Consider the following 21,842-nt stretch of genomic DNA (forward strand, 5'->3'; position numbering starts at 1 on the left):
GGGGGAGGATGGGCAATCTGATGCACCGCCGAGTGTTGGCAGTAGCGGGAACTGCTCTGGCAGTGTCGCTGCTGGGGTCGGGTCTTGCCGGGGCGCAGCCGCTTCCCGATACCGGCAGTTCCGACGGTGGCGGTGCGGCCCCCGGAATCACAGCTCAGTCCCTGCCTGCTGCGTCGGCACGCATCGATCGTGTGGACATGCTGACCGACCGTCGCGCTGCGGTGTGGGTCGACTCGCCCGCGATGGGACGCGCCATCCAGGTCCAGGTTCTTCTTCCGGCCGCGCAGGCCGTGTCCCGCCCGACGCTCTACATGCTCGACGGTGTCAGCGCGGGCAAAGAATCCGATTACAAGGAAAGCACCTGGACGCAGAAGACCGACATCGTCGACTTCTTCGCGGACAAGCAGGTCAACGTCGTGCTCCCGGTCGGTGGATCGAGCAGCTATTACACGGACTGGAACGTGCCGGATCCGGTGCTCGGCGTGAACAAGTGGGAGACGTTTCTGACGTCGGAGCTGCCGCCGCTGATCGATGCGCGCTTCTCCGGTAACGGCACCAACGCAATCTCCGGTGTCTCGATGGGTGCCCAGGCCGCGATGGACCTGATCACCCGTCACCCCGGCCTCTACACCGGAGTCGCAGGCCTGAGTGGTTGCTACGACAATTCGCAGACCAACTTCAAGGACGCGGTGCGCGCCACCGTCGCCACGAACGGCGGCAACGCGACGAACATGTGGGGCGAGAACACCGATCCCCGGTGGGTCGAGCACGATCCGTCACGTAATGCCGAAGCGCTCCGCGGCAAGGACGTCTACTTGTCCGTCGGCACCGGCCTGCCCGGTCCGTACGAGCTCGGCCCCGGTGGTAGCGGCGTCGAGAGCGCACTGATGGGCGGACCGCTCGAGGCGGCCGCGCTGTACTGCACCACCGTGTTCGATACTCGACTCCGGTCGCTCGACATCCCCGCGACAGTTGTCTACCGCCCGTACGGCATCCATCAGTGGCCGTACTGGCAGGACGACCTGCGTGAATCGTGGCCGACGCTCGAGCGCGCGCTAGGCCTGTAGAGCAAACTTCAGAAATGCGTCGTTCTCGTGCGGGTCGCCGATGGTGACCCGCACTCCGTCGTTTCCGTAGGCGCGCAGCAGTACGCCCTGTTCGGCGGCAGCAGCAGCGAATTCACCCGAGCGTTCGGCCAGCGGCAGCCAGACGAAGTTGGACTGCGATGCACCGACGTCGTAACCGCCCGCCACGAGCGCATCGCGCACACGATCACGTTCCGCGATCAGACCATCGGTGCGAGCCAGCAGTTCCGCCGAGGCATCCAACGACGCCACCGCTGCCTGTTGCGCCACGGTGCTGACAGCGAACGCGATCCGCACCTTCGACAGTGCCGTGATCACCTCGGGATCGGCAATCGCGTAACCCACCCGCAAACCGGCGAGTCCGTAGGCCTTGGAGAACGTCCGCAGCACGATCACGTTGCGTCGTCCGCGTGCCAGCTCCACTCCGTCGGTGTGGTTGCCCGCGTCGGGGCGGGTGTATTCGAAGTAGGCCTCGTCGAGCACCACGAGAATGTTCGACGGCACCGCGTCGAGAAACGCCTCGAGCTTGTCGCGCTGAACGACCGTTCCGGTCGGGTTGTTCGGGTTGCAGACGAAGATCAGCCGGGTGCGGTCGGTGATCGCGGTAAGCATCGCGTCCAGATCGTGCACGTGGTCGGCGGTCAACGGAACCTGCACGGGCGTGGCGCCGGCGACGCTGGTGACGATGGGGTACGCCTCGAACGAGCGCCAGGCGAACAACACTTCGTCGCCGGGACCGCAGGTGATCTGGACGACCTCCTGGCACAGCGAGACGGAACCACTTCCGACGGCCACGTTCTCCGTGGCGACGCCGAGCTTCTTCGCCAGTGACTCGACGAGCGCGGTCGCTCGATTGTCGGGGTAGCGATTGACGCCGCCGACGGCCTCCGCGATCGCGTCGCGCACGCTCGGCAGCGGTCCCTGCGTCGTCTCGTTGCTCGCCAGTTTGATCGCACCCGGAAAGGTGCGGCCGGGAACGTAGGCGGGGATGGCGTCGAGGTCGGGGCGGATGCGCGCGGTCACGGCTGCCATTATGCGCCCAGGTTCGGGGTTGACTTCTACGCGTCCGTGATATTGCTGTGCACGACCGGACCGATCGTCCTATCTTCGATAAGTATGTCGGGAATATTGAGCGACGTCGCAGTTCTTCGGTCCGCCTCCGCGCCCACGGTGGGCGCGGACGACGTGGTGGACACGTCCGCGCACGAATCACCCCCGCGAGAGAAAGTTCCGTTGACGGCCGTCGAACCCGACGGGCCACCTCGCGGCGGAATCGTCGTGCTGCACGAGGCCCGTGAGGTGCCCGAGTCTCTGCTCGACCTGCTGCGCGCACTCGCCTTGGAAGGCTGGCTGGCCGTCGCGCCGAACCTGTTCCATCGAGGTCACGGCGACGACAAGGAAGTATTCGGCGACGACCTCTTCGCGGACTTCGACGCCACCTCCGACTGGCTCGTCCAACGCGGTGTCTACCCCGACTGTGTCGGAGTCATCGGGTTCGACGACGCAGGGACGGCAGCGTTGATCGTGGCCACCAGTCGTCCGGTCGGGGCGGCGGTCAGTGTCGCTGCGGCCGGAATCGTCGAACCGCTCAACTCCGACGCAGTCGCGTTGGTCGAGGCAGCACCCAAGCTGCAGGCCCCCTGGCTCGGTCTCTACGGCGAGGATGACCCGCACACCCCACCCGATCACATCGAAGCCCTTCGCGACGCCGCCACGCGCGCCTCAGTGGCCACGAACGTCGTCAGCTATTCGGGGCTGAAGCATCGAGCCGACCATCCCCGCGAACAACCCGGCAGCTCCGATCACAGCGACCCGGCAGCGGCGGCGCTCGTCGACGCGCAGACCCGAATCTTCGATTGGTTCGACAGCTTCATGCGCTGAAGAGCAACAAGCATCTTTTACGCGAACGCCGCGCGAACCAGAGGCGTCGACCAGCCGTTTTGCCTTCTGGCCTTTGCCGTGTGTAATCTCTTTCCTCGGCGGTCCGAGAGGGCCGGCAGCCTAGGAGGCGTGCCAGAGCGGCCGAATGGGAGTCACTGCTAATGACTTGTCCTTTCACCGGGACCGGAGGTTCAAATCCTCTCGCCTCCGCCACGAACGGTAGATCGTTACCGTTCAGCTAGACCAGTTGGATAACTGAACATGCGCCCGTAGCTCAACGGATAGAGCACTTGACTACGGATCAAGAGGTTAGGGGTTCGAATCCCTTCGGGCGCACAGAAGGAGAAGCCCCGAACTGCAGCGATGCGGTTCGGGGCTTTTTCGTCGGCGTTGTCGCGGCACATTCCAGGTACGACTCGGTGTTCCGAGTTGCCAACAGTCGAAATACGGCGTTACCTGGGCATCTATGACTTCCCGAACTCACATCCCGGTCGGCTCTTCCGACCCTGACCGTCACGAGGTCGACGCCGGGCAGAACGGGACGTCGACCTCCGCCATCCGCCCGCCTCGACTCGACAGAGTGGTCTTCGGTGTCGCAGCCGTCGTTGTGGTTGCCATCATCGTGTGGGGCCTGGTGGTGCCGGACAATCTCGAGTCCGTCTCGTCCTCGACACTGAACTGGCTCGTGACCAACCTCGGCTGGCTCTTCATCCTCGCCGCCACCGGGTTCGTGATCTTCTCGCTTTATCTGGCGGTGTCCAAGTTCGGACGTATCCCGCTGGGTGCAGACGGCGAGAAGCCCGAATTCAAGACCGTCAGCTGGATCGCGATGATGTTCAGTGCAGGCATGGGCATCGGCCTGATGTTCTACGGCGTCTCCGAGCCACTGACTCACTTCGTCACACCGCCTCCGGGAACGGGCGGTGGCGTCGGAACTGCCATGGCCACCACCATGTTCCATTGGAGCTTGCATCCGTGGTCCATTTACGCGGTGATGGGCCTGGCCATCGCGTACGGCACGTATCGCCGCGGTCGCAAGCAACTCATCAGCTCTGCGTTCATTCCTTTGATAGGTCGCCGCGCCGAAGGCCCGATCGGCAAGATCATCGACATCCTGGCCATCTTCGCGACGCTGTTCGGTACTGCAGCATCGCTGGGACTCGGTGCGCTGCAAATCGGTTCCGGATTCGAGGTGGTCGGCTGGATCGGTGAGAGCGGCACACTGTTGCTCGTCGCCATCGTCGCGTTGTTGACGCTGGCGTTCGTGGCATCGGCGGTGTCCGGCGTCTCCAAGGGCATTCAGTGGCTTTCCAACACCAACATGGTGCTTGCGTTGGTCCTTGCCATCTTCGTGTTCGTCGTCGGCCCGACTGTGTTCATCCTCAACATCATTCCGACGAGTATCGGCGACTACGCGTCTCAACTGTTCGACATGTCCGCCCGGTCGGCGGCGAACTCGGATCCCGAGACGGCTTCGTGGCTCTCGTCGTGGACCATCTTCTACTGGGCGTGGTGGATCTCGTGGACCCCGTTCGTCGGAATGTTCCTGGCGCGCATCAGCCGTGGCCGCACCATTCGTGAATTCATCGTCGGTGTCATCCTGATCCCGAGTGCTGTGTCACTGGTGTGGTTCGCGATCTTCGGCGGTGCCGGTATCGGTGAACAGCAGGACGGCATCGACCTCGCGACCCGCGACAGCACCGAGTCGCAGCTGTTCGGAATGCTCGAAAACCTGCCCCTGTTCGGCATTTCGACCGTTCTCGTCATGGTGCTCGTCGGTATCTTCTTCGTCTCCGGTGCCGACGCCGCGTCGATGGTGATGGGATCGCTGTCGCAGCGCGGAACGCTCGAGCCGAGCAAGTGGGTCGTGGTGTTCTGGGGCACGTTGACCGGCGCAACAGCGGCGATCATCCTGTGGACCGGCGGCTCCGACGCGCTCAACGGCCTCCAAACGATGACCATCATTGCAGCAGCACCCTTCGTGGTCGTCATGATCGGACTGTGTGTCTCGTTGTACCGGGATCTCAGTAACGATCCGATGGTTCTGAACCCGCCACCTCACCGCAAGAAAGACAAGGTGGCTTAGGGGCTGCTCGGGATTCCAATCCCTCCGGCGTAGAGACGACGAGCCCCGAACTGCAGCGATGCGGTTCGGCGCTCTGTCGTTGTGCGCGGTGTGTGCGGCCGACTCGGCAGATACTTGGACAATCGAAACAAACCGGGCGTAGGGTTTGCTGAAACCTTGGGGGGAGGGCGCGTGAGCGATCGACCGGACAGAATCTCGAGCGAACGCGGTCGGCTGGGCGGGGTCGGGGCCGATCCTCGACCGCATGCCGTGCCCGCGCGGTTGTCAGTCCCGCTGTTGATCATCGCGGTGACGTTCATCGGCGCGCTGCCGTTCTACGTTCGGCAGCCGTTCGGTTCCGGGGAGTCGGTATCGAGTCCGATGTGGTTCGGCGGATCTGCGTTTCTCGCATCACCGGCAGCGGGTCTCTATTGGCTGATTGCACGGCCGGTGTGCATCGGGGCAGTCGCTCTCTACTGCACATGGAGTGAACGTAGATCGGGCACCGAACTGCGCGTTCGTGTCTGGCTCGCGGTCAGTGTTGGATTGTGTGTTGCCACGGTCGTTGTCGTGCAGGGCGGACTGCTGTTCTACATGGGCAACTTGACGATTCGTGGACTTCTTCCGCTGTTGACCATGTCGGTAGCGGTGTTGGTCTGGGGCGTTGCTCTGCGGTCGCGAGTAGTGGTCGCAGTAGGAGTCGCGGCCGTCGCGGCGAGTCTGGTGTCGAACCTCTACAACGTGGAGAATCTTGTGCCACAAACGCTTACATTCGACAGCCGCTACAGCTTGTGGTCGAACATCCTGCTGACGGCGCTCGTCTTCGTCGTCGGGGCAGCCGCGTCCGTGATCGGCGAGCGATCCAAGCGCTGACTTCCTGCAATTCGATCGGCCGTACTCAACGGCTACCTCCTGCGGGAGTTGGAGCGGGCGAGCACGGCCCACAGGAGTTCGTACAATCCGCACAGGGCAACACTCGTCAGAGCCACCCACCAAGACCCGACGTCGTACACGACGAAGGCAATCAACTGATAGATCACCAGGCATCCGAAAAACACTCGCCACCAACGCTGCTTGCGCTTTTCGGATCCCGAAGTCGACTGCTCCACGTAGTCGACCGGTCGCATGGGTTCCATCCCTTCACGGTCTCATGCGTCGGCCGGTGGCGCTACAAGAATTGTCTTCGGCTATCCCACAGACGCTTCGGCGATGAGTGCCGCGGCAAATATCAGCAGGACGACGCCTACCCCGAGTTCGAGGTTGGCCAATCCTCGTGTCCCGAGGTTCCGAAATGCCCTGACACCGAACAAGACCAAAACAGGTAGATAGAGGATTCCGACGAGGACGTCGAGAGTGCCGAGGATGCCGAGTTGCATTGCGATCGGCCACGAAGACGACCGGTCGACGAACTGGGGTAGGACAGCAACGAAGAACAGGATCACCTTCGGGTTCGTCAGATTGGTGGCCAACGTCGTGCGGAAGGCGCGTGTGATCGACACGGGCGAGTTCTCGGTATCGAGTGAGCTCGAGTCGCGCACTCTCATTCGCCGACTCTCTGTCAGCGCTCGAACACCGAGATAAGCGAGGTACGCGGCACCGATCAGCGCGAGAACGGTGAGACTACCGGGGACGGCGACGATCAACGCCGACAAACCGATTGCACTGATGAGAAGGTGCACGGTGAGTCCACTCAACGCGCCGGCTGCCGCTGCCATCGCAACGAGCCGTCCCCCGACACTCGACCGCAGGATCATCACGGTGTCGGGTCCGGGGGAGACGTAGCTGGCGAGCACGAGAGACAGGAACACGGGCCATTGAACGGTCACGGGTGCTCGTGGCCTTTCGTCATGGAATGTCCTTTCTGGTCACCTCTGCGAACTGCAGTGCGGTCGCCGCTCGGTGAAACAATCGAGTCATGGCAGCCCCAAAATGGACTGCTCCGTCTCGACTTCGTCTGCGATCATCACCCCGTGAAGATCGTATCGATCAATGCATGGGGCGGTGCCATGTACGACGAGCTCATCGGATGGCTCAGAACCGTCGACGCCGACGTCCTGTGTCTTCAGGAAGTCACGCGCACGCCACATCGGTCAGGTTGGGCGACTTTTGCCGACGGTGAGCGCACTCTGCCGCAGCGGTTCAACCTGTTCGACGACGTGTCGGCCGCACTGCCCGGATACACGCCGTATTTCGTAGCCAACGACGCCGGCCCTGTCACCGACAGTGACGGCGTCGAACTGAGGCAGGACTTCGGGATCGCGACCTGGGTTCGTGACGACGTTCCCGTCGTAGGACTCGACGCGCGGTTCGTCCATTCCCGGTTCGTCGATCACGCCGAGTGGAGCGTGGACGATCGTCCACGAGCGGCGCTGACGGTCACCGTTCGGGATCGCCTCGCAGGTACCTTCGTCTCCGTCATCCAATGTCATGGTCTGCGCGATCCAGCAGGGAAGGGCGACAGTCCCATTCGGCTGGAGCAAGCAAGGAAGTTGGCGGAGATCGTCGAGCATGTTCGTCCGTCGGCCGACGTCGTTGTGCTCTGTGGCGACCTGAATCTCCTGCCGACGAGCAAGACATTCGCTGTGCTTGCCGACCACGGAATGACCGACCTCGTCGGAGATGCCGATACACGAACATCGAGCTATACGAAAGACATTCGGAGCGCCAGCTATCTGCTGGTGTCTTCACCGACTGCCGTACGAAGCTTCGAGGTCATCGCCATGCCGGAAGTGTCCGATCACCGAGCGATCTCGGTGAGTATTCGGTGCGCAACGACATCGAGCCACCGGTGATCGGCGGAATCGGCCGTTCGTGTCATGTCGTGCCGACCCCGCCGAGGACCGCGTCGACCAGATTTTCGGCGTAGACGCGGTCGGTCTCGGCTCGATCGGCATCGGTGCGATGCGAGAAGATGACGTGGCTGAACACCGCTCCGGTCACCAGTTCGAGGATTCGGGTGGTATCGGCGGACTCCGGCAACTCACCTCGAGTCTGAGCTCGATGAACGATGAGGCGCGCTGCGACCAGTCGGCTCCGGTTGAGAGTGTCGATCATGTGTCCGAGAAGATCGGGGTGCACCCGCGCATCGAGGGCGACCCTCAGACTGACCAGACCTGCTGTCCCTCGGTAACCCTGCAGAAGCTGCACTGCGAGTTCGACGAGATCCGCCCGCAGCGTGCCGAAGTCGATCGGCGACGCGAGTGGACTCCTGGCTTCCAGCGCATCGACGACCAAGGCCCCCTTCGATTCCCAGCGACGATAGAGCGCGGCCCTACCGACCGAGGCGCGGCGGGCAACGGCGTCGAGTGTGAAGCCGGACCACCCTTTTTCCCAGTACACCTCGAGCACCGCGTCGTAGACGCGGTCTTCCAGATGCGGATCGCGAGGACGTCCTCGTCGGCTCTTGGCTTCGTCGGTCACCCCCGGATTGTCGCACCCGGTGGCATTGCGGACAATCTCTGTCTGTAATAGGTTTGCTTTCATGAGTTCTGTACGGCACGAGGCGTCGACGGTGGATCCGACACGCATTCCGGTGATCGTGGCAATCGGTGAAGCAAGCGGCCGCGGCGAACCCATGAGCGTCGAACCCATGGATCTGATCGCACTCGCTGCGACTGCGGCACTTCAGGACTCGCTGACGTCGGACCCATGGATTCGCCGCGCGGACAGCATCGCGTTCTGTCATGTCGCCAGCTGGGCCTACGCCAGTCCCGCCGCTGCGCTGGGACGTAGATTCGGTGCCACACCGGCAGATCTGTTCGACGCTCCGATCGGTGGGCAATGGCCTGCCCGACTCCTCGATCGCGCGGCCGCGCGCATCGCCTCCGGAGAGTCGACGGTTGCGGTGATCGCGGGCGGTGAAGCCCAGGCCTCGATGAGCGCGCTGGTCAAGGCCGGACGAGACCCCGTCGAGGACGGAGGGTGGAGCACGGATCCGGGCGGTCCGCCCACCTTCGATCTCGATCAACTCGGCAGCGCTGCAATGCAAGAAGCCGGTCTGATCTCACCGGTTCGGATCTATCCGTTGTTCGAGAGCCGCTTTCGCTTCGAGGCCGGCATGGATCCGGCAACGCGGCAGGCCGAGTGCAGCGAGCTGTATGCGACCTTCTCCGTTGTGTCCGAGAAGAATCCGTACTCCTGGAACGGCACAGCGCGGACGGCTGTAGACATCGGAACGCCGTCGCCGAGAAACCGCATCGTGTGCGAGCCGTATCCGCTGTCGATGAACGCCATGCCGTTCGTCGACCAGGCGGCGTGCATCGTGGTGACGAGCTTGGCCGAAGCTCTCGAACGCGGTGTGCCCAAGGGTGACATCGTGTACGTCTGGGGCGGTGCCGGTGCCGAGGACACGGTCGACATTCTCGACCGCAGCAGTTTCGGCCGGTCCCCAGCGATGGAAGACGCGATGGATCGCGCGTTGTACCGAGCGGAGATCGGGGTCGAGCAACTGGACGTGTTGGACGTCTACAGCTGCTTCCCGATCGTGCCGACCCTTGCCACATGTCACCTCGGAACGCCGAAGTCGTTGATTCCCACAGTGACCGGTGGCCATTCGTCCTTCGGTGGGCCTCTCAGCAGTCATTCGTTGCATTCGATCACCGCATCCGTTCGGGAGATTCGGGGCGGGAAGAGTTGTGCGCTGGTGCACGCGAACGGTGGCTATCTGACCTACCACCACTCCGTGCTGTTGGGCGCCGACCAGCATCCGCTCGGCTACATCGGAAATCCCGAACCCACAGTGCTGACGCCGAATCCGCCGCCTCGCGCACCTGTCGAGGACGGGGATCTCGTGGTGGAGACTGTCTCCGTCGAGCATTCACGGCAGCAGGAACCGAACCAGGCATTCCTCGTCGGGAGGGACGAACGCGGACGACGCGTTGCCGCACAGACGGTGCCTGGCGATACGGCCAGTGCGCATGCGTTGTCCCTCTATCGGAGCGAACCTGCACGCGAAATCATCGGAGCAACAGTCAGTGTCGAGTCGAACGAGGGGAACATTCGTGTCCGACGCCGATAGCATCGAACCTGTTGTACTGACGAGGCGAAAAGGTCATGTTCTCGTCGTCACGATCAACCGACCGAAGGCTGCCAACAGCATCGATGCACGCGTGCACACGCTCCTCGGGCAAGCCTGGGAGTCGGCCGAGGCGGACCGTGACATCCGTGCCATCGTGTTGACCGGTGCGGGATCGTCGACCTTCTGCGGGGGTGCCGATCTGAAAGCCCTCGGCACCGGAGGCCCCGGCGCGGTGACCCCGCCCGAGACCGAGCATTGGGGATTCGCCGGGATTGTCCAACATCCGATTTCGGTTCCCGTCATCTCGGCGGTGAACGGGTCTGCGATGGGAGGCGGAACCGAGATCGCTCTGGCCTCGGACATGGTCGTCGCCTCGGACACGGCCATATTCGGCCTACCCGAGATTCGCCGTGGACTCGTCGCCGGTGCAGGTGGTGCCTTTCGACTGATGTCTGCGGTACCGGAACACGTTGCGCTGGAAATGATCTTGACCGGACAGCCGATCTCCGCGCAGGAGGCCGCCCGATGGGGGTTGGTCAACAGGGTTGCCGCACCCGACGACGTCCTCGATACCGCACTCGGTCTCGCTCGCCTGTGTGCGGAGGGTGCGCCGCTCGCCGTGCGCGCATCCAAGCGTCTCGCTCGACGTATCTCCGACGGCACCATCGCGCACGAGGAAGATTCATGGCAACAGAACCGTCAGGAGTTGGATCGACTCGCCACCACGCAGGACGTCGTCGAAGGAATCACCGCATTCCTGCAGAAACGCACTCCGACATGGACCGCGCGGTGAGTGGACGATGCCCGCGACCACCTATGACGCCGAGAACGGAATGGATGTCCGAGGGGCGGTGAGCCAGCTACCGGGGTTTCTGTGATCGCATGATCCCATGCGTACCTCGACATCCACCCGCCTGCTCATCGCGATTGCAGCGGCGACGTTGACCGCAGGCGTTGCCTGTTCTTCGACGACCACCACCGAACCGCCGCAGACAGCCGCGAGCGCCGCCCAGTCCACCACCGAACAAGCCTCGGCCGAACAGAATTATGTCGATCTCGAGGCCAGGGACACCGCGCGTCTCGGTGTCAGTGCCGTCGATCTCGGCTCCGGTTACACCGAAAGTCATCGCGGCGACGAACGTTTCGCGTTCTGCTCGACGTTCAAGGTGTATGCCGTCGGTGCCGTACTCGCCGCCGTGGATGCTGGCGCACTGCAGCTGACCGACACCAGAACGATCACCGCCGAGGACAAGGTGCCCGAGTCTGCTGTCGACTGGGAACCAGGATCCGTTGTCACGATTGCAGATCTGGCGTCGGCCGCATTGACCAAGAGTGACAACACCTCCGGCAACCTTCTGATCCGCGAGGCCGGTGGAACTGCGGCACTCACAGAGTTCGCGCGCTCGCTGGGCGACACCGAGTTCCGGCTCGATCGCACCGAGCCGGAACTGAACACCGCCATACCTGGCGATCCACGCGACACCACGACACCGAACTCGATGGCCGCCGGCTACCGAACCCTGCTCGACGGCGACGTACTCACTCCGGCCTCCCGCGATCGACTGCTGGCGTGGATGACCGACACCCAGACTTCCGACGGCCGGTTCCGCGCCGGAATCCCCGAACAGTGGACCTCGGCAGACAAGACCGGCACGGGCAGCTACGGCGTCTCGAACGATGCGGGGCTGCTACTCGGTCCGGACGGGCAGAGGATCCTGCTGGTCGTGCTCAGCGCGACGACGTCGGGGGTGGAAGACTCGCCGGCGATGAACTCGTTGGTAGCCGACGCGACCAGAGCAGCCGTGGAACAGGTGGAGTGAATCAGCTTTCGGCGCGGCGGACGGCGTCGACCAGTGGGATCAGATCCGACTCGGTCGACGCCTCGTCGAGAGCCTCGCGTAGCGCCGAATCGTTGGTCGGTCGAGCTGCCTCGAGGAGTGCAAGTCCTTCTTTGCTGACGTCGGTGTAGATGCCGCGGCGATCGGTAGGGCACAGGTACCGCGTGAGCAGCCCACGATCCTCGAGGCGTGTGACCAGGCGAGTCGTCGCACTCTGGCTCAGGACGACGGCGTCGGCCACCTGTTTCATCTGCAGATGCCCGCCCTCCCCGTCGTGCTGCCTGCCCAGGACGTCGAGCAGCCAGTACTCGCGCGCGCTGAGATTGTGGTTGGTCTGCAGCGCGCGCTCGATGCGGCTTTCGATACGTCCGTGCAGGACCGCAAGCGCAAGCCAATTCTGCGCAAGGGCAGTCAGGGCGGGGTCGTGTGCGCTCATAGGTCGTGCCTCTCGATACCTGTACTCGTGACCACCCACCATACCGCGCTGGCAATTAACGGCGCGTGCAAGTACTGGGGCTAGGAGGGGGAACTGCGCGCGACGATGCGTCGAGCATGCGCGAGCACCGGGGCATCGACCATCTGGCCACGGAAGGCGAAGACACCGCGATTGTGTGAGACGGCGTCGAGCACGGCGATGGCCCAGTCGATTTCCTCGACGGTCGGCGCATAGGCCTCGCGAATGACGGGGATGTGGCTGGGGTGAATGGCCACCTTTCCATCGAAGCCGACGGCCACGGCATCGTCGGCTTCCGCACGGACACCGTCGAGATCGGGGATGTCGAGGAACACCGAATCCAACGCGAACAGCCCGCGTGCCTTGGCTGCGAGCAAGGTCTGCGACCGAACGTGCTGCGCCACAGCACGATACTGCCCGTTGGAGAGCCTGCTCGAGTTGCCACCCATGGCGGCAACCAGGTCCTCGGCACCCCACATGGCACCGATGGCGTTGTCGGCGGCGAGGGCGTCGAATACCGTCATCGCGCCGAGCGGGGACTCGATCAGCGCGACGACATTCAGTGGAGCCAGAGCCGCGATCTGTTCTGCCGATTCACATTTGGGCAGCATCACGGTGGTGTACTCGGTCTGCTGCAATGCCGCGAGGTCCGCGGCCTGATCGTCGGTGCCGTGCGCGTTGACTCGGACTATGGTGCGCGCCGGGTCCAGAGAAGTGGCGGCCACGGACTCACGAGCGCCCGCTTTGTCGGCAGCGCCGACGGCATCCTCGAGATCGAGAATGACCACATCCGCTCGTGCTGCGGCCTTGTCGTACCGCTCGGGTCGGTCTGCCGGGCAGAACAGCCACGCCGGTCCCGGCGGAACCCAGTTCACGACGCCTCCTCCGGTGGTTGCATCCGGACGAGTGTCTTGCGGACGGCGATTGCGACGACGTCCCCGTGCTGATTTCGACCGGTGTGCGTGAACGTCACGATGCCCTCGCCGGGGCGAGACTTCGATTCGCGCTTGTCCGAGATCACGGTCTCGGCGTAGAGGGTGTCGCCGTGGAACAGCGGCTTGGGAAACGACACCTCCGAGAAGCCCAGGTTCGCCACGATGGTGCCCTGGGTCAACTGCGTCACCGACAGTCCGACGAGCGTGGACACGGTGAACATGGAGTTCACCAGTCGTTGCCCGAAAGGTGTTGTCTCGCTGTAGGCCGCGTCGAGGTGCAGGGCCTGGGTGTTCATCGTCTGCGTGGTGAACAGCGTGTTGTCGGCCTCGGTGATGGTGCGGCCGGGTCGGTGCTCGTACACGGTGCCGAGTTCCATCTCCTCGAACCACAGGCCGCGTTGGCGAATTCGTTTGTCGCTCACAGTCCCAGGCTCCGGGCGATCAGCATCAGCTGAACCTCGGTTGTGCCCTCACCGATTTCGAGGATCTTGCTGTCCCGGTAGTGGCGAGCGACGACGTACTCGTTCATGAAGCCGTATCCGCCGTGGATCTGCGTCGCATCGCGCGCATTGTCCATGGCGGCCTCGGAGGCGACGAGCTTGGCGATCGACGCGGCCTTCTTGAACGGCTTGCCCGCCAACATCAATGCCGCGGCGTCGTAGTACGCGGTTCGAGCGGTGTGGGCGCGGGCCTCCATGCGGGCGATCTTGAACGAGATCGCCTGATTGCGGGCGATAGGGCTACCGAACGCCTCACGCTCTTTGGCGTACTTCACGCTTTCGTCCACGCAGCCCTGCGCCGCACCGACCGACACCGCCGCGATCGCGATCCGGCCTTCGTCGAGGATGTGCAGGAAGTTCGCATACCCGCGACCTTCCTCGCCGAGCAGATTCTCCTGCGGCACGCGCACATCGGTGAAGCTGAGCGGGTGTGTGTCCGACGCGTTCCAGCCGACCTTGTTGTAGGCAGCCTCTGCGACGAATCCCGGGGTATCGGTGGGGACGAGGATCGACGAGATCTGCTTGCGTCCGGTCGCTTCGTCGACCCCCGTCACCGCGGTGACGGTGACGAGCTCGGTGATGTCGGTGCCGGAGTTGGTGATGAACTGCTTGCTGCCGTTGATGATCCAGTCACCACCGTCGCGTTTGGCGGTGGTCTTGGTGCCGCCCGCGTCGCTGCCGGCACCGGGCTCGGTCAGACCGAACGCGGCCAGGGCCTTGCCTGCGGTGAGTTTGGGCAGCCACTGCTGCTTCTGTGCGTCGTTGCCGAAGCGGTACACCGGCATGGCACCGAGCGAGACGCCGGCCTCGAGGGTCATGGCGACACTCTGATCGACCTTGCCGAGCTCCTCGAGCGCCAGGCACAGCGCGAAGTAGTCGCCGCCCATGCCGCCGAACTCCTCGGGAAACGGTAGGCCGAACAGGCCCATCTCGGCCATGCCTGCGACTACCTCGTACGGAAAGGAATGCTCGGCATCGTGTTTCGCCGAGACCGGCGCGACGACCGTCCGGGTGAAGTCGGCAACGGATTTGACCAGTTGCTGGTACTCGTCGGGCAGATTCGACGACGACAGGTGCTCGGTCATGGCTGGTCCTCTTCGGTGTGTGTGGGAACGATTCGGGCGAGGATCTGATCGACGCGGACCTGATCGCCCACTGCGACAGTCAGTTCGACGGTGCCGTCGATCGGGGTGGTCAGGGTGTGTTCCATCTTCATCGCCTCGACGACGACGATGGCCGTGCCCGCGGTGACGGCGCTGCCGGTGGTGGTTCCGATCGCGATGATCGAGCCCGGCATCGGCGAGAGGATCTCGGCGTCACCGGAATGGGCATCGTCCTCGCGGACGCTCGCCTCGGCAATCCGATCGATGCGCCAGGTGCCGCGAGCACTGGAAACCCAGGTGGCCGAGCCGTTTCGGGCGAAGGTCATCGATTCGCGGAGACCGTCGATCACCAGATCCACGGAATCCTCGGTGGCCGTAGCCCGGAGGGTGCGCGGCGATCCCTCGTCGACGACGACCGTTGCCGTGCTCGCTGTACCGGTGATGGCCACATGCGCCGTCCGACCGCCGGACGCGAGGCGACGATGGAACGGAGCTTTCGCGCCGACTCGCCAACCCGATGGTGCTGCCCAGATGTCCTGTCCCGCGGCCTGCCACGCGTCGAGCCACTGCACTGCGGTGGCGGCGATCAGCGCCTCGTCGGTCGCCTCGGCGGCCACGAAATCCTCGACGCGACGGTCGAGTAGGCCGGTGTCGAGATTGCCGGCACGAACATCGTTGTCGGCGAGCAGGAACCGTGCGAACTCGATGTTCGTGACGACACCGAGTACGGCGGTGTCGGCCAGTGCACGATCGAGACTGCGCAGTGCGGTCGCGCGATCGGGTCCGTGTGCGATTACCTTCGAGAGCATGGGGTCGTAGTTGCTGCCCACCTCCGTTCCGACGGCAAGGCCGGAGTCGACGCGAATTCCCGGCGCAGATGGCTCGCGCAATCCGACGACGGCACCGCCGGTGGGGAGAAATCCGCGGCCGGGATCCTCGGCGTAGACGCGGGCTTCGATCGCATGTCCGGTGAGCGTGATGTCGTTCTGAGCGAGAGTGAGGGGCTCGCCTGATGCCACCCGGACCTGCCACTCGACGAGGTCGAGGCCGGTGACCATCTCGGTGACCGGGTGCTCGACCTGGAGACGAGTGTTCATCTCCATGAAGAAGAACTCGTCGGGGCGCTCGGCCGAGACGATGAATTCGACTGTGCCGGCACCGGAGTAGTCGACACTGCGGGCAGTGTTGCAGGCGGCCTCGCCGATGCGTGTCCTGGTTGCGTCGTCGAGCAACGGCGACGGTGCCTCCTCGATGACCTTCTGGTGCCGCCGCTGCAGGCTGCATTCGCGTTCGCCGAGATGGATGACGTTTCCGTGCCCGTCGGCGAGGATCTGGACCTCGATGTGCCGGGGCCGCAATACGAATCGTTCGAGAAACAGAGTGTCGTCGCCGAACGAGGAGGCCGCTTCACGACGTGCGCTGGTCAGCGCTGCCGGTAGGTCCTCGGCGCGCTCGACCAGACGCATACCCTTGCCGCCACCGCCCGCGGACGGTTTCACCAGGACGGGGAAACCCACATCCGGCGCACCTGCGATGAGGTCCTCGTCGGACAGTCCTGGGCGCGAGATGCCGGGCACGACCGGGACGCCGAAGGCGCTGACCGCGGCCTTGGCGGCGATCTTGTCGCCCATCACCTCGATAGCCTTGGCCGGCGGCCCGAGGAAGGCGATTCCGGCTTCGGCACAGGCGGTTGCGAACTCGGAGTTCTCGGACAGGAAGCCGTATCCGGGATGAATTCCCTGTGCTCCGGCGGCTTTCGCGGCCGCGATCACCTTGGCGATGTCGAGGTAGCTCTCGCGTGCGTTGGCGGGGCCGAGTCGTACCGCGGTGTCGGCCTCGTGGACGTGGCGGGCGTCGGCATCGGCGTCACTGTAGACGGCAACGGTGCGAATTCCCATGCGGCGCAGCGTTCGTGCCACCCGCACAGCGATTTCGCCTCGGTTGGCGATCAGAATGGTGTCTATCGTGGTCATGTCCGTCACATCCTGAAAACGCCGTAGGAGACCGGCTCGAGCGGCGCATTGGCGCACGCCGAGAGGGCAAGTCCGAGAACCTGCCTGGTGTCGGCCGGGTCGATGATGCCGTCGTCCCAGAGGCGGGCCGTCGAATAGTAAGGGTTGCCCTGGCTTTCGTACTGGTCGCGAATCGGAGCCTTGAACGATTCCTGGTCGTCGTCACTCCAGGGTTTGCCTGCCGCGTCGAGTTGTTCGCTGCGCACCGTGGCGAGCACCGAGGCCGCCTGCTCGCCGCCCATCACCGAGATTCGCGCGTTGGGCCACATGAACAGAAAGCGTGGTGAATAGGCTCTGCCGCACATCGAGTAGTTGCCTGCGCCGTAGGACCCGCCGATGACGACGGTGATCTTGGGGACACGGGCACATGCCACCGCGGTGACCATCTTCGCGCCGTGCTTGGCGATGCCGCCTGCCTCGTAATCGCGGCCGACCATGAACCCGGAGATGTTCTGCAGGAAGACGAGCGGAATGCTGCGCTTGTCGCACAGTTCGATGAAATGCGCGCCCTTCATGGCAGATTCGGCGAACAGCACACCGTTGTTGGCGACGATTCCGACGGGATGGCCGTGGATGTGGGCGAATCCGGTGACGAGCGTCTTGCCGTATTCGGCTTTGAACTCGTCGAATTCGCCCGCGTCGACGACGCGGCCGATCACCTCACGCACGTCGTACGGAGTGCGGGGGTCGGTGGGGACGACGTCGTAGAGCTCGGTCTGGTCGGCTACGGGGTCACGCGTCGTGACGACGTCCCATGGCCGTGGTGTCCGGGGCCCGAGGGTGGAAACGATGCGACGGACGCGGTGCAGTGCGTCTCGATCGTCCTCGGCGAGATGATCGGTGACGCCGGAGATTTTGGAGTGCAGATCACCACCGCCGAGTTCTTCTGCGGTGACGACCTCTCCGGTCGCGGCCTTCACCAGTGGCGGGCCGCCGAGGAAGATGGTGCCCTGGTTCTTGACGATGATCGCCTCGTCGCTCATCGCCGGTACGTAGGCACCGCCTGCGGTGCACGAGCCCATGACGGCGGCAATCTGCGCAATTCCCTTGGCGCTCATGGTCGCCTGATTGAAGAAGATGCGGCCGAAGTGGTCGCGGTCGGGAAACACCTCGTCCTGACGCGGGAGGAACGCGCCGCCCGAGTCGACGAGGTAGATGCACGGCAGGGTGTTCTGCAGTGCGATCTCCTGCGCGCGCAGGTGCTTCTTCACCGTCATCGGGTAGTACGTGCCGCCCTTGACGGTGGCGTCGTTGGCGACGATGACGCATTCGCGCCCGGAGACGCGCCCGATGCCGGCGATCACTCCTGCGCCGGGGCACTCGTCGTCGTAGAGACCGTTCGCGGCCAGTGGCGCGATCTCCAAGAACGGGCTGCCGGGATCGAGTAGCTCGTCGACGCGGTCGCGGGGGAGGAGTTTGCCTCGTGCGATGTGGCGTTCCCGGGATTTTTCGCTACCGCCGAGCGCCGCCGCGGCGAGCCGTTCGGCCAGCTCGCCGGTGAGACGCTCGTGATCTGCCCGGTTGGCAGCAATATCGATTGCCATGAGGTGCACGCCTTAGGGGTTGGACGCCGGTGTCACAGGAGTTCAGTTAATGGTTGATAACTGACATCATAGTAAACTACGATTAACTGAGAGTCCAGGGTCGAGGGGGAGCCAGTGCAGGAGTTGGAGGCAAGGCCGACGACGGTGCGCGAGCAGCGCAAGGCCGAGCGTCGACAGCAGTTGCTCGATGCTGCCGCATCACTGTTCGCCGAGCGCGGCTTCACCTCGGTGCGACTCGAGGACTTGGGCGCGGCAGTCGGCGTCAGCGGACCGGCCGTCTACCGACACTTCCCGAACAAGGAGGCAGTGCTCGTCGAGCTGATGGTCGGAATCTCGGAGTATCTGCTCGACGGTGGCCGTGCGGTGGTCGATCGTGGTGGGGCGGCCGTGGACACGTTGTCTGCGTTGGTCGAGTTCCACCTCGACTTCGCTTTCGAGACACCGGCATTCATTCGCATCCAGGATCGCGACCTGCAGAGCCTCCCCGAGGGAGCCCGACGCAAGGTGCGCCGAATGCAGCGCGAGTACGTGGAACTGTGGGTCGGGGTGCTCTGCGCCGTCGGCCCGGAACTGAACGAGTCCGACGCTCGAACCACGGCACACGCGGTCTTCGGCCTCATCAACTCCACGCCCAACAGTGCGGGGCGTACTCCGTCGAAGAACGCTCGTCCCGTGTTGCGGGCAATGGTGCTCGGGGCGTTGGGGATTGCTCCGAGTCGTGCAGCAGTGACCTGAGAGTCGACCCCAGGTCACCTATACCGACGCGCGCTCGTCTTCGTCTGCATGTCGGCGAGTGGGCTCGGGCGAACGCGCGCGACGAGATCCGATCACTCCGGCGGCGACGGCACCGACGAGGCAGGCTCCGCCGACCGCGTATCCCAGGAGTGGTCCGCGAGAAGTCAACCAGGCCAACTTGTTCGCGGCGTCGCGTGCCGAGGCCACCTGCTCCAGCCGACCCGTCTCGTCCAGAGCGAGTGACGCCCTGAATATGGTGACCTCGGGGATCTTCGGATCTCTCGCGAAGTACTGGTACGGCGTTTCCTGTCCCCACACCAGGCTCCCACTCGAGGGCTCGACGTAGATGTCGCGAACGTTCGAGTACCAGCGCTTCATCGTGATCGGCTCGTCCCCGTCGCCCAGTCCCCATTTCGATGCCGGGAGGGTCACCGAGTTGATCGGCGACTGTGTTGTGGTCGAGAGGTCGGCTTCGGTCACGATCGATCGGAAGTGATAGATCGGCAGCCCCTCCATGGTGAGCTCCTCGACGAAGTTCGCCTCGAAGCTCGTCCACGCCGTCGCGTCGTAGACCGTGTACGTGATCGGCTGGGTATCGAAGGGGAAGCGATGCTGTAACCCCATGCGCGGCAGAGGAACAGCAGGCGAGTCGACGGTGGTCTGCAGGGATCCGGTGGGCTCGACGGGCAGGCCGGTGCGCCGGTCACTCGTCACTCGATCCACCGAGGCGGTCAGCAGGCCCGCATCCCCGTCGCGGTCGGCGCGTCGCACCGTGGCTCCGACCTGGAAGGTGACGCGGTCTGCGTCGGAGGGATCCTCCACGGTGATGTACCGCTGAAGAACGAGGGGAACATCCGTCGCGATGGACAGGGGTCCGGGTCCGGTGATCGTCCTCGCGTCGAGGACCTCGCCGCCCGCACCTTCTGCCGTGGTGGCCACCGTGGTGGCGGCGATGTCGAGGGGAGTCACCGCCAGACGGTCGTATACGAGGGTGGGCAGAAGTAGCGCAACGACGATCGCGAAGGATCCCAGACCCGCGAGCACGCACATCGCGATTCTCGCCCGTGACATAAACACCGTCCCAACTCATTTCGTTTCCGGCCATCTCATCCTGCCGTGACGGCAGCCCCGAATGTCCGCTTCTGTGTTGTGACCTGTCAGCATGTTCGCCGGAAATCACAGAGACATCAACCGATGTTGAGATTTTCTCGAAAGGTACAGACTGGGGTAGGAGGTGGCCCGGGAGTGGAGCCTTCCCGTGACGCTGAATCGAGGTGGACGACGCATGGCGACCGGTATCGATCGAGGCACGGTGGTCGATCGCGGCAGCCGTTGGCGAACCATCGGGACCTTGCGCACCGGGCCCGGTTCTGCAGTCCTTCCGTTCGGCTGGGGACCGGCGATCGTGTTGGTTCTCGTCGCTTTCGTGGACCGTATCGAATTCAGCCTCGTGGCTGCCGTTCTTCCTCAGCTGCAAGCCGAATGGGGTTTCGGCGACGCGGTGGCGGGATCGCTGCCCAGTGCGTCCGCTATCGCCGCGGGCGTCCTGGCGATACCGGCTGCATACCTCGCCGACCGTCACGATCGCGGCAGGATCGTGACCTGGGTCGTCGTACTGTGGTCTCTGGCGACGTTGGGTTCCGCGCTTGCGCCCACCTTCCTGATCTTCTACCTCGTACGGGTCGGTCTTGCCGCGGCGGAGGCAGTGGACAACCCGGCGAGTGCGAGTCTTCTTGCCGACTTCTACCCGCCCTCAACACGATCTACGGCATTCGGTTGGTGGCGAACCTCGGCGTACTTGGGCGGAGCGGGCATTGTCCTGGGTGGTGTGCTGGCGGACTGGCTGGGCTGGCGCGGGGCGTTCATGGTCATGACGATCCCCGGACTGCTTGTCGCAGTGCTCGTCTCACGTCTGAAGGAACCCGAGCGCGGATACGCAGACAGGTTGGCGGCCCGTGCAGACTCGAGCCTGCAGGCTCACACGCCGTCCGGACCGCTTGCCACCCAGCTCCGCCGGCTACTTCCCATCCGAACGCTGTGGTTCACCGGCGCGGCTCTGACGGTCATGAGTCTGTCGATCGGTGGTCTGACCTTCTGGCTACCGAGTCTGCTGCAACGTCGGTACGGCCTGTCCGAATCGGCTGCCGCGACGGCGGGCGGAGGCATGACGCTGCTCGGAATCGTCCTCGGCACGCTCGTCGCGGCGATGGCAACCCGTCGTGCCGTGGTCGGCACCAGCCTCGCGCAATGGCGAGTACTGCTGGGCGGTAGCGGAATTCTGGTGGGAAGTGTGTTCATGTCGATTGCGCTCGGTATGAACTCCACGCTGATGTTCGTCGTTCTCCTCACCGTGTTCGCCTTCTTCTCGGCCTTCGCCCTTCCCACTCTCACCGCCTGCGTCGCCGACGTCGTCCCGGCACGCGATCGGGGCCTGGGATTCGGCATGCTGCAGATCGCCGCGACGGCGGGCGGTGCCGTCGGGCCGCTTCTGGTCGGTGTGGTGTCCGACGCGGCGGATTCACTCACCGTCGGCCTGATTCCGCTTCTTCCGCTGCTGGCCGTCGGGGGAGTGTTCGCTCTTCTGGCCTACTGGTCCGTGGAACGCGATTCGATGCGCGTCCTGGCAGCGGCTGCGCGGGAAGAGTAATTCGATGTCATCGGCCACAATGTCTC

At 64.2% G+C, this 21,842-nt stretch carries 21 protein-coding genes and 2 tRNA genes; 12 read left to right on the forward strand and 11 right to left on the reverse strand.

Going from position 1 to position 21,842, the window contains the following annotated elements:
- Positions 1 to 20 precede the first annotated feature (20 nt).
- Positions 21 to 1,067 carry an alpha/beta hydrolase gene (locus tag CH295_RS10830; protein ID WP_094740707.1) on the forward strand — a complete coding sequence of 349 codons (1,047 nt, stop codon included), beginning with the start codon at positions 21 to 23 and terminating at the stop codon, positions 1,065 to 1,067.
- On the opposite strand, the gene hisC is transcribed toward CH295_RS10830, so the two are convergent.
- Positions 1,056 to 2,108, reverse strand: coding sequence for a histidinol-phosphate transaminase (hisC, locus tag CH295_RS10835; protein ID WP_094634735.1), 1,053 nt, complete (start codon positions 2,106 to 2,108; stop codon positions 1,056 to 1,058). The two genes, CH295_RS10830 and hisC, sit on opposite strands and share 12 nt — an antisense overlap.
- A gap of 93 nt (positions 2,109 to 2,201) precedes the next feature.
- Here hisC and CH295_RS10840 point away from each other — a divergent pair, with 93 nt between their 5' ends.
- The 5 genes from CH295_RS10840 to CH295_RS10860 all read left to right on the forward strand — a co-directional run bounded on the left by CH295_RS10840 (position 2,202) and on the right by CH295_RS10860 (position 5,904).
- Positions 2,202 to 2,966 carry a dienelactone hydrolase family protein gene (locus tag CH295_RS10840; RefSeq protein WP_037187291.1) on the forward strand — a complete coding sequence of 255 codons (765 nt, stop codon included), beginning with the start codon at positions 2,202 to 2,204 and terminating at the stop codon, positions 2,964 to 2,966.
- Positions 2,967 to 3,089: 123 nt separating this feature from the next.
- Positions 3,090 to 3,179 (forward strand) — tRNA-Ser (locus tag CH295_RS10845).
- Positions 3,180 to 3,229: 50 nt separating this feature from the next.
- Positions 3,230 to 3,302 (forward strand) — tRNA-Arg (locus CH295_RS10850).
- A 130-nt stretch (positions 3,303 to 3,432) separates the two neighbouring features.
- Entirely contained in the window at positions 3,433 to 5,052 is a 1,620-nt protein-coding gene (locus CH295_RS10855; RefSeq protein ID WP_094681627.1) for a BCCT family transporter, read from the forward strand.
- A gap of 171 nt (positions 5,053 to 5,223) precedes the next feature.
- On the forward strand, positions 5,224 to 5,904 hold the full coding sequence (locus CH295_RS10860) for a hypothetical protein (RefSeq protein WP_094740672.1): 681 nt from the start codon (positions 5,224 to 5,226) through the stop codon (positions 5,902 to 5,904).
- Positions 5,905 to 5,936: 32 nt separating this feature from the next.
- On the opposite strand, the gene CH295_RS10865 is transcribed toward CH295_RS10860, so the two are convergent.
- Both CH295_RS10865 and CH295_RS10870 read right to left on the reverse strand, forming a co-directional pair.
- Entirely contained in the window at positions 5,937 to 6,167 is a 231-nt protein-coding gene (locus CH295_RS10865; RefSeq protein ID WP_094740673.1) for a hypothetical protein, read from the reverse strand.
- Between the two features lie 51 nt (positions 6,168 to 6,218).
- Positions 6,219 to 6,857, reverse strand: coding sequence for a LysE family translocator (locus tag CH295_RS10870; RefSeq protein ID WP_094634022.1), 639 nt, complete (start codon positions 6,855 to 6,857; stop codon positions 6,219 to 6,221).
- 144 nt (positions 6,858 to 7,001) lie between these two features.
- Here CH295_RS10870 and CH295_RS10875 point away from each other — a divergent pair, with 144 nt between their 5' ends.
- Complete coding sequence (locus tag CH295_RS10875) at positions 7,002 to 7,823, forward strand: endonuclease/exonuclease/phosphatase family protein (protein WP_094740674.1); 822 nt, start codon at positions 7,002 to 7,004, stop codon at positions 7,821 to 7,823.
- 22 nt (positions 7,824 to 7,845) lie between these two features.
- Here the strand turns inward: CH295_RS10875 and CH295_RS10880 are convergent, their stop codons facing one another.
- Positions 7,846 to 8,451 carry a TetR/AcrR family transcriptional regulator gene (locus CH295_RS10880; RefSeq protein ID WP_252341998.1) on the reverse strand — a complete coding sequence of 202 codons (606 nt, stop codon included), beginning with the start codon at positions 8,449 to 8,451 and terminating at the stop codon, positions 7,846 to 7,848.
- A 61-nt stretch (positions 8,452 to 8,512) separates the two neighbouring features.
- Between CH295_RS10880 and CH295_RS10885 the strand changes: the two genes are divergently transcribed.
- The 3 genes from CH295_RS10885 (at position 8,513) to bla (ending at position 11,868) form a co-directional block, all read left to right on the forward strand.
- Positions 8,513 to 10,048 (forward strand): TLP1 C-terminal extension domain-containing protein, encoded by a 1,536-nt coding sequence (locus tag CH295_RS10885; RefSeq protein ID WP_252341999.1) that lies wholly within the window; start codon positions 8,513 to 8,515, stop codon positions 10,046 to 10,048.
- Complete coding sequence (locus CH295_RS10890) at positions 10,032 to 10,841, forward strand: enoyl-CoA hydratase-related protein (protein WP_252342000.1); 810 nt, start codon at positions 10,032 to 10,034, stop codon at positions 10,839 to 10,841. Before CH295_RS10885 ends, CH295_RS10890 begins: the two co-directional genes overlap by 17 nt.
- Before the next feature lie 97 nt (positions 10,842 to 10,938).
- Entirely contained in the window at positions 10,939 to 11,868 is a 930-nt protein-coding gene (bla, locus tag CH295_RS10895; RefSeq protein ID WP_094740675.1) for a class A beta-lactamase, read from the forward strand.
- A 1-nt stretch (position 11,869) separates the two neighbouring features.
- On the opposite strand, the gene CH295_RS10900 is transcribed toward bla, so the two are convergent.
- The 6 genes from CH295_RS10900 to CH295_RS10925 all read right to left on the reverse strand — a co-directional run bounded on the left by CH295_RS10900 (position 11,870) and on the right by CH295_RS10925 (position 18,434).
- Positions 11,870 to 12,322, reverse strand: a complete 453-nt coding sequence (locus tag CH295_RS10900) for a MarR family winged helix-turn-helix transcriptional regulator (protein WP_094740676.1) — start codon at positions 12,320 to 12,322, stop codon at positions 11,870 to 11,872.
- Between the two features lie 80 nt (positions 12,323 to 12,402).
- Positions 12,403 to 13,215, reverse strand: a complete 813-nt coding sequence (locus CH295_RS10905) for an HpcH/HpaI aldolase/citrate lyase family protein (RefSeq protein WP_094740677.1) — start codon at positions 13,213 to 13,215, stop codon at positions 12,403 to 12,405.
- A complete protein-coding gene (locus CH295_RS10910; RefSeq protein ID WP_037187309.1) occupies positions 13,212 to 13,697 on the reverse strand; it encodes a MaoC family dehydratase in 486 nt (161 codons plus the stop codon). Before CH295_RS10910 ends, CH295_RS10905 begins: the two co-directional genes overlap by 4 nt.
- The gene (locus CH295_RS10915; RefSeq protein WP_094740678.1) at positions 13,694 to 14,860 is read right to left on the reverse strand and encodes an acyl-CoA dehydrogenase family protein; all 1,167 of its coding nucleotides are present in this window, start codon (positions 14,858 to 14,860) and stop codon (positions 13,694 to 13,696) included. Before CH295_RS10915 ends, CH295_RS10910 begins: the two co-directional genes overlap by 4 nt.
- Positions 14,857 to 16,851 (reverse strand): acetyl/propionyl/methylcrotonyl-CoA carboxylase subunit alpha, encoded by a 1,995-nt coding sequence (locus CH295_RS10920; protein ID WP_094740708.1) that lies wholly within the window; start codon positions 16,849 to 16,851, stop codon positions 14,857 to 14,859. The genes CH295_RS10915 and CH295_RS10920 overlap by 4 nt, the downstream gene beginning before the upstream one ends.
- Before the next feature lie 5 nt (positions 16,852 to 16,856).
- Positions 16,857 to 18,434: a carboxyl transferase domain-containing protein gene (locus CH295_RS10925; protein ID WP_094740679.1), complete on the reverse strand. Its 1,578-nt coding sequence runs from the start codon at positions 18,432 to 18,434 to the stop codon at positions 16,857 to 16,859.
- 114 nt (positions 18,435 to 18,548) lie between these two features.
- On the opposite strand from CH295_RS10925, the gene CH295_RS10930 reads away from it, so the two are divergent.
- Positions 18,549 to 19,169, forward strand: coding sequence for an SACE_7040 family transcriptional regulator (locus CH295_RS10930; protein ID WP_094740680.1), 621 nt, complete (start codon positions 18,549 to 18,551; stop codon positions 19,167 to 19,169).
- Between the two features lie 18 nt (positions 19,170 to 19,187).
- Here CH295_RS10930 and pgfA read toward each other — a convergent pair whose 3' ends face one another.
- Positions 19,188 to 20,240 (reverse strand): cell envelope lipid trafficking protein PgfA, encoded by a 1,053-nt coding sequence (pgfA, locus tag CH295_RS10935; RefSeq protein ID WP_094740681.1) that lies wholly within the window; start codon positions 20,238 to 20,240, stop codon positions 19,188 to 19,190.
- A 187-nt stretch (positions 20,241 to 20,427) separates the two neighbouring features.
- Between pgfA and CH295_RS10940 the strand changes: the two genes are divergently transcribed.
- The gene (locus CH295_RS10940; protein ID WP_141216998.1) at positions 20,428 to 21,816 is read left to right on the forward strand and encodes an MFS transporter; all 1,389 of its coding nucleotides are present in this window, start codon (positions 20,428 to 20,430) and stop codon (positions 21,814 to 21,816) included.
- Positions 21,817 to 21,842: the final 26 nt, after the last annotated feature.

Origin of the sequence: Rhodococcus sp. 14-2483-1-2 (assembly GCF_002259405.1) — a bacterium.
In the GTDB taxonomy this organism is placed as follows: Bacteria; Actinomycetota; Actinomycetes; order Mycobacteriales; family Mycobacteriaceae; genus Rhodococcoides.

Excerpts from the sequence above, each read along its gene's own strand:
- CH295_RS10885 (WP_252341999.1), top strand. The coding sequence starts at position 8,513 with ATGAGTTCTGTACGGCACGAGGCGTCGACGGTGGATCCGACACGCATT.
- CH295_RS10920 (WP_094740708.1), bottom strand. The coding sequence starts at position 16,851 with ATGACCACGATAGACACCATTCTGATCGCCAACCGAGGCGAAATCGCT.
- CH295_RS10840 (WP_037187291.1), top strand. The coding sequence starts at position 2,202 with ATGTCGGGAATATTGAGCGACGTCGCAGTTCTTCGGTCCGCCTCCGCG.
- pgfA (WP_094740681.1), bottom strand. The coding sequence starts at position 20,240 with ATGTCACGGGCGAGAATCGCGATGTGCGTGCTCGCGGGTCTGGGATCC.
- CH295_RS10830 (WP_094740707.1), top strand. The coding sequence starts at position 21 with ATGCACCGCCGAGTGTTGGCAGTAGCGGGAACTGCTCTGGCAGTGTCG.
- CH295_RS10865 (WP_094740673.1), bottom strand. The coding sequence starts at position 6,167 with ATGGAACCCATGCGACCGGTCGACTACGTGGAGCAGTCGACTTCGGGA.
- bla (WP_094740675.1), top strand. The coding sequence starts at position 10,939 with ATGCGTACCTCGACATCCACCCGCCTGCTCATCGCGATTGCAGCGGCG.
- CH295_RS10900 (WP_094740676.1), bottom strand. The coding sequence starts at position 12,322 with ATGAGCGCACACGACCCCGCCCTGACTGCCCTTGCGCAGAATTGGCTT.
- CH295_RS10925 (WP_094740679.1), bottom strand. The coding sequence starts at position 18,434 with ATGGCAATCGATATTGCTGCCAACCGGGCAGATCACGAGCGTCTCACC.
- CH295_RS10855 (WP_094681627.1), top strand. The coding sequence starts at position 3,433 with ATGACTTCCCGAACTCACATCCCGGTCGGCTCTTCCGACCCTGACCGT.
- CH295_RS10915 (WP_094740678.1), bottom strand. The coding sequence starts at position 14,860 with ATGACCGAGCACCTGTCGTCGTCGAATCTGCCCGACGAGTACCAGCAA.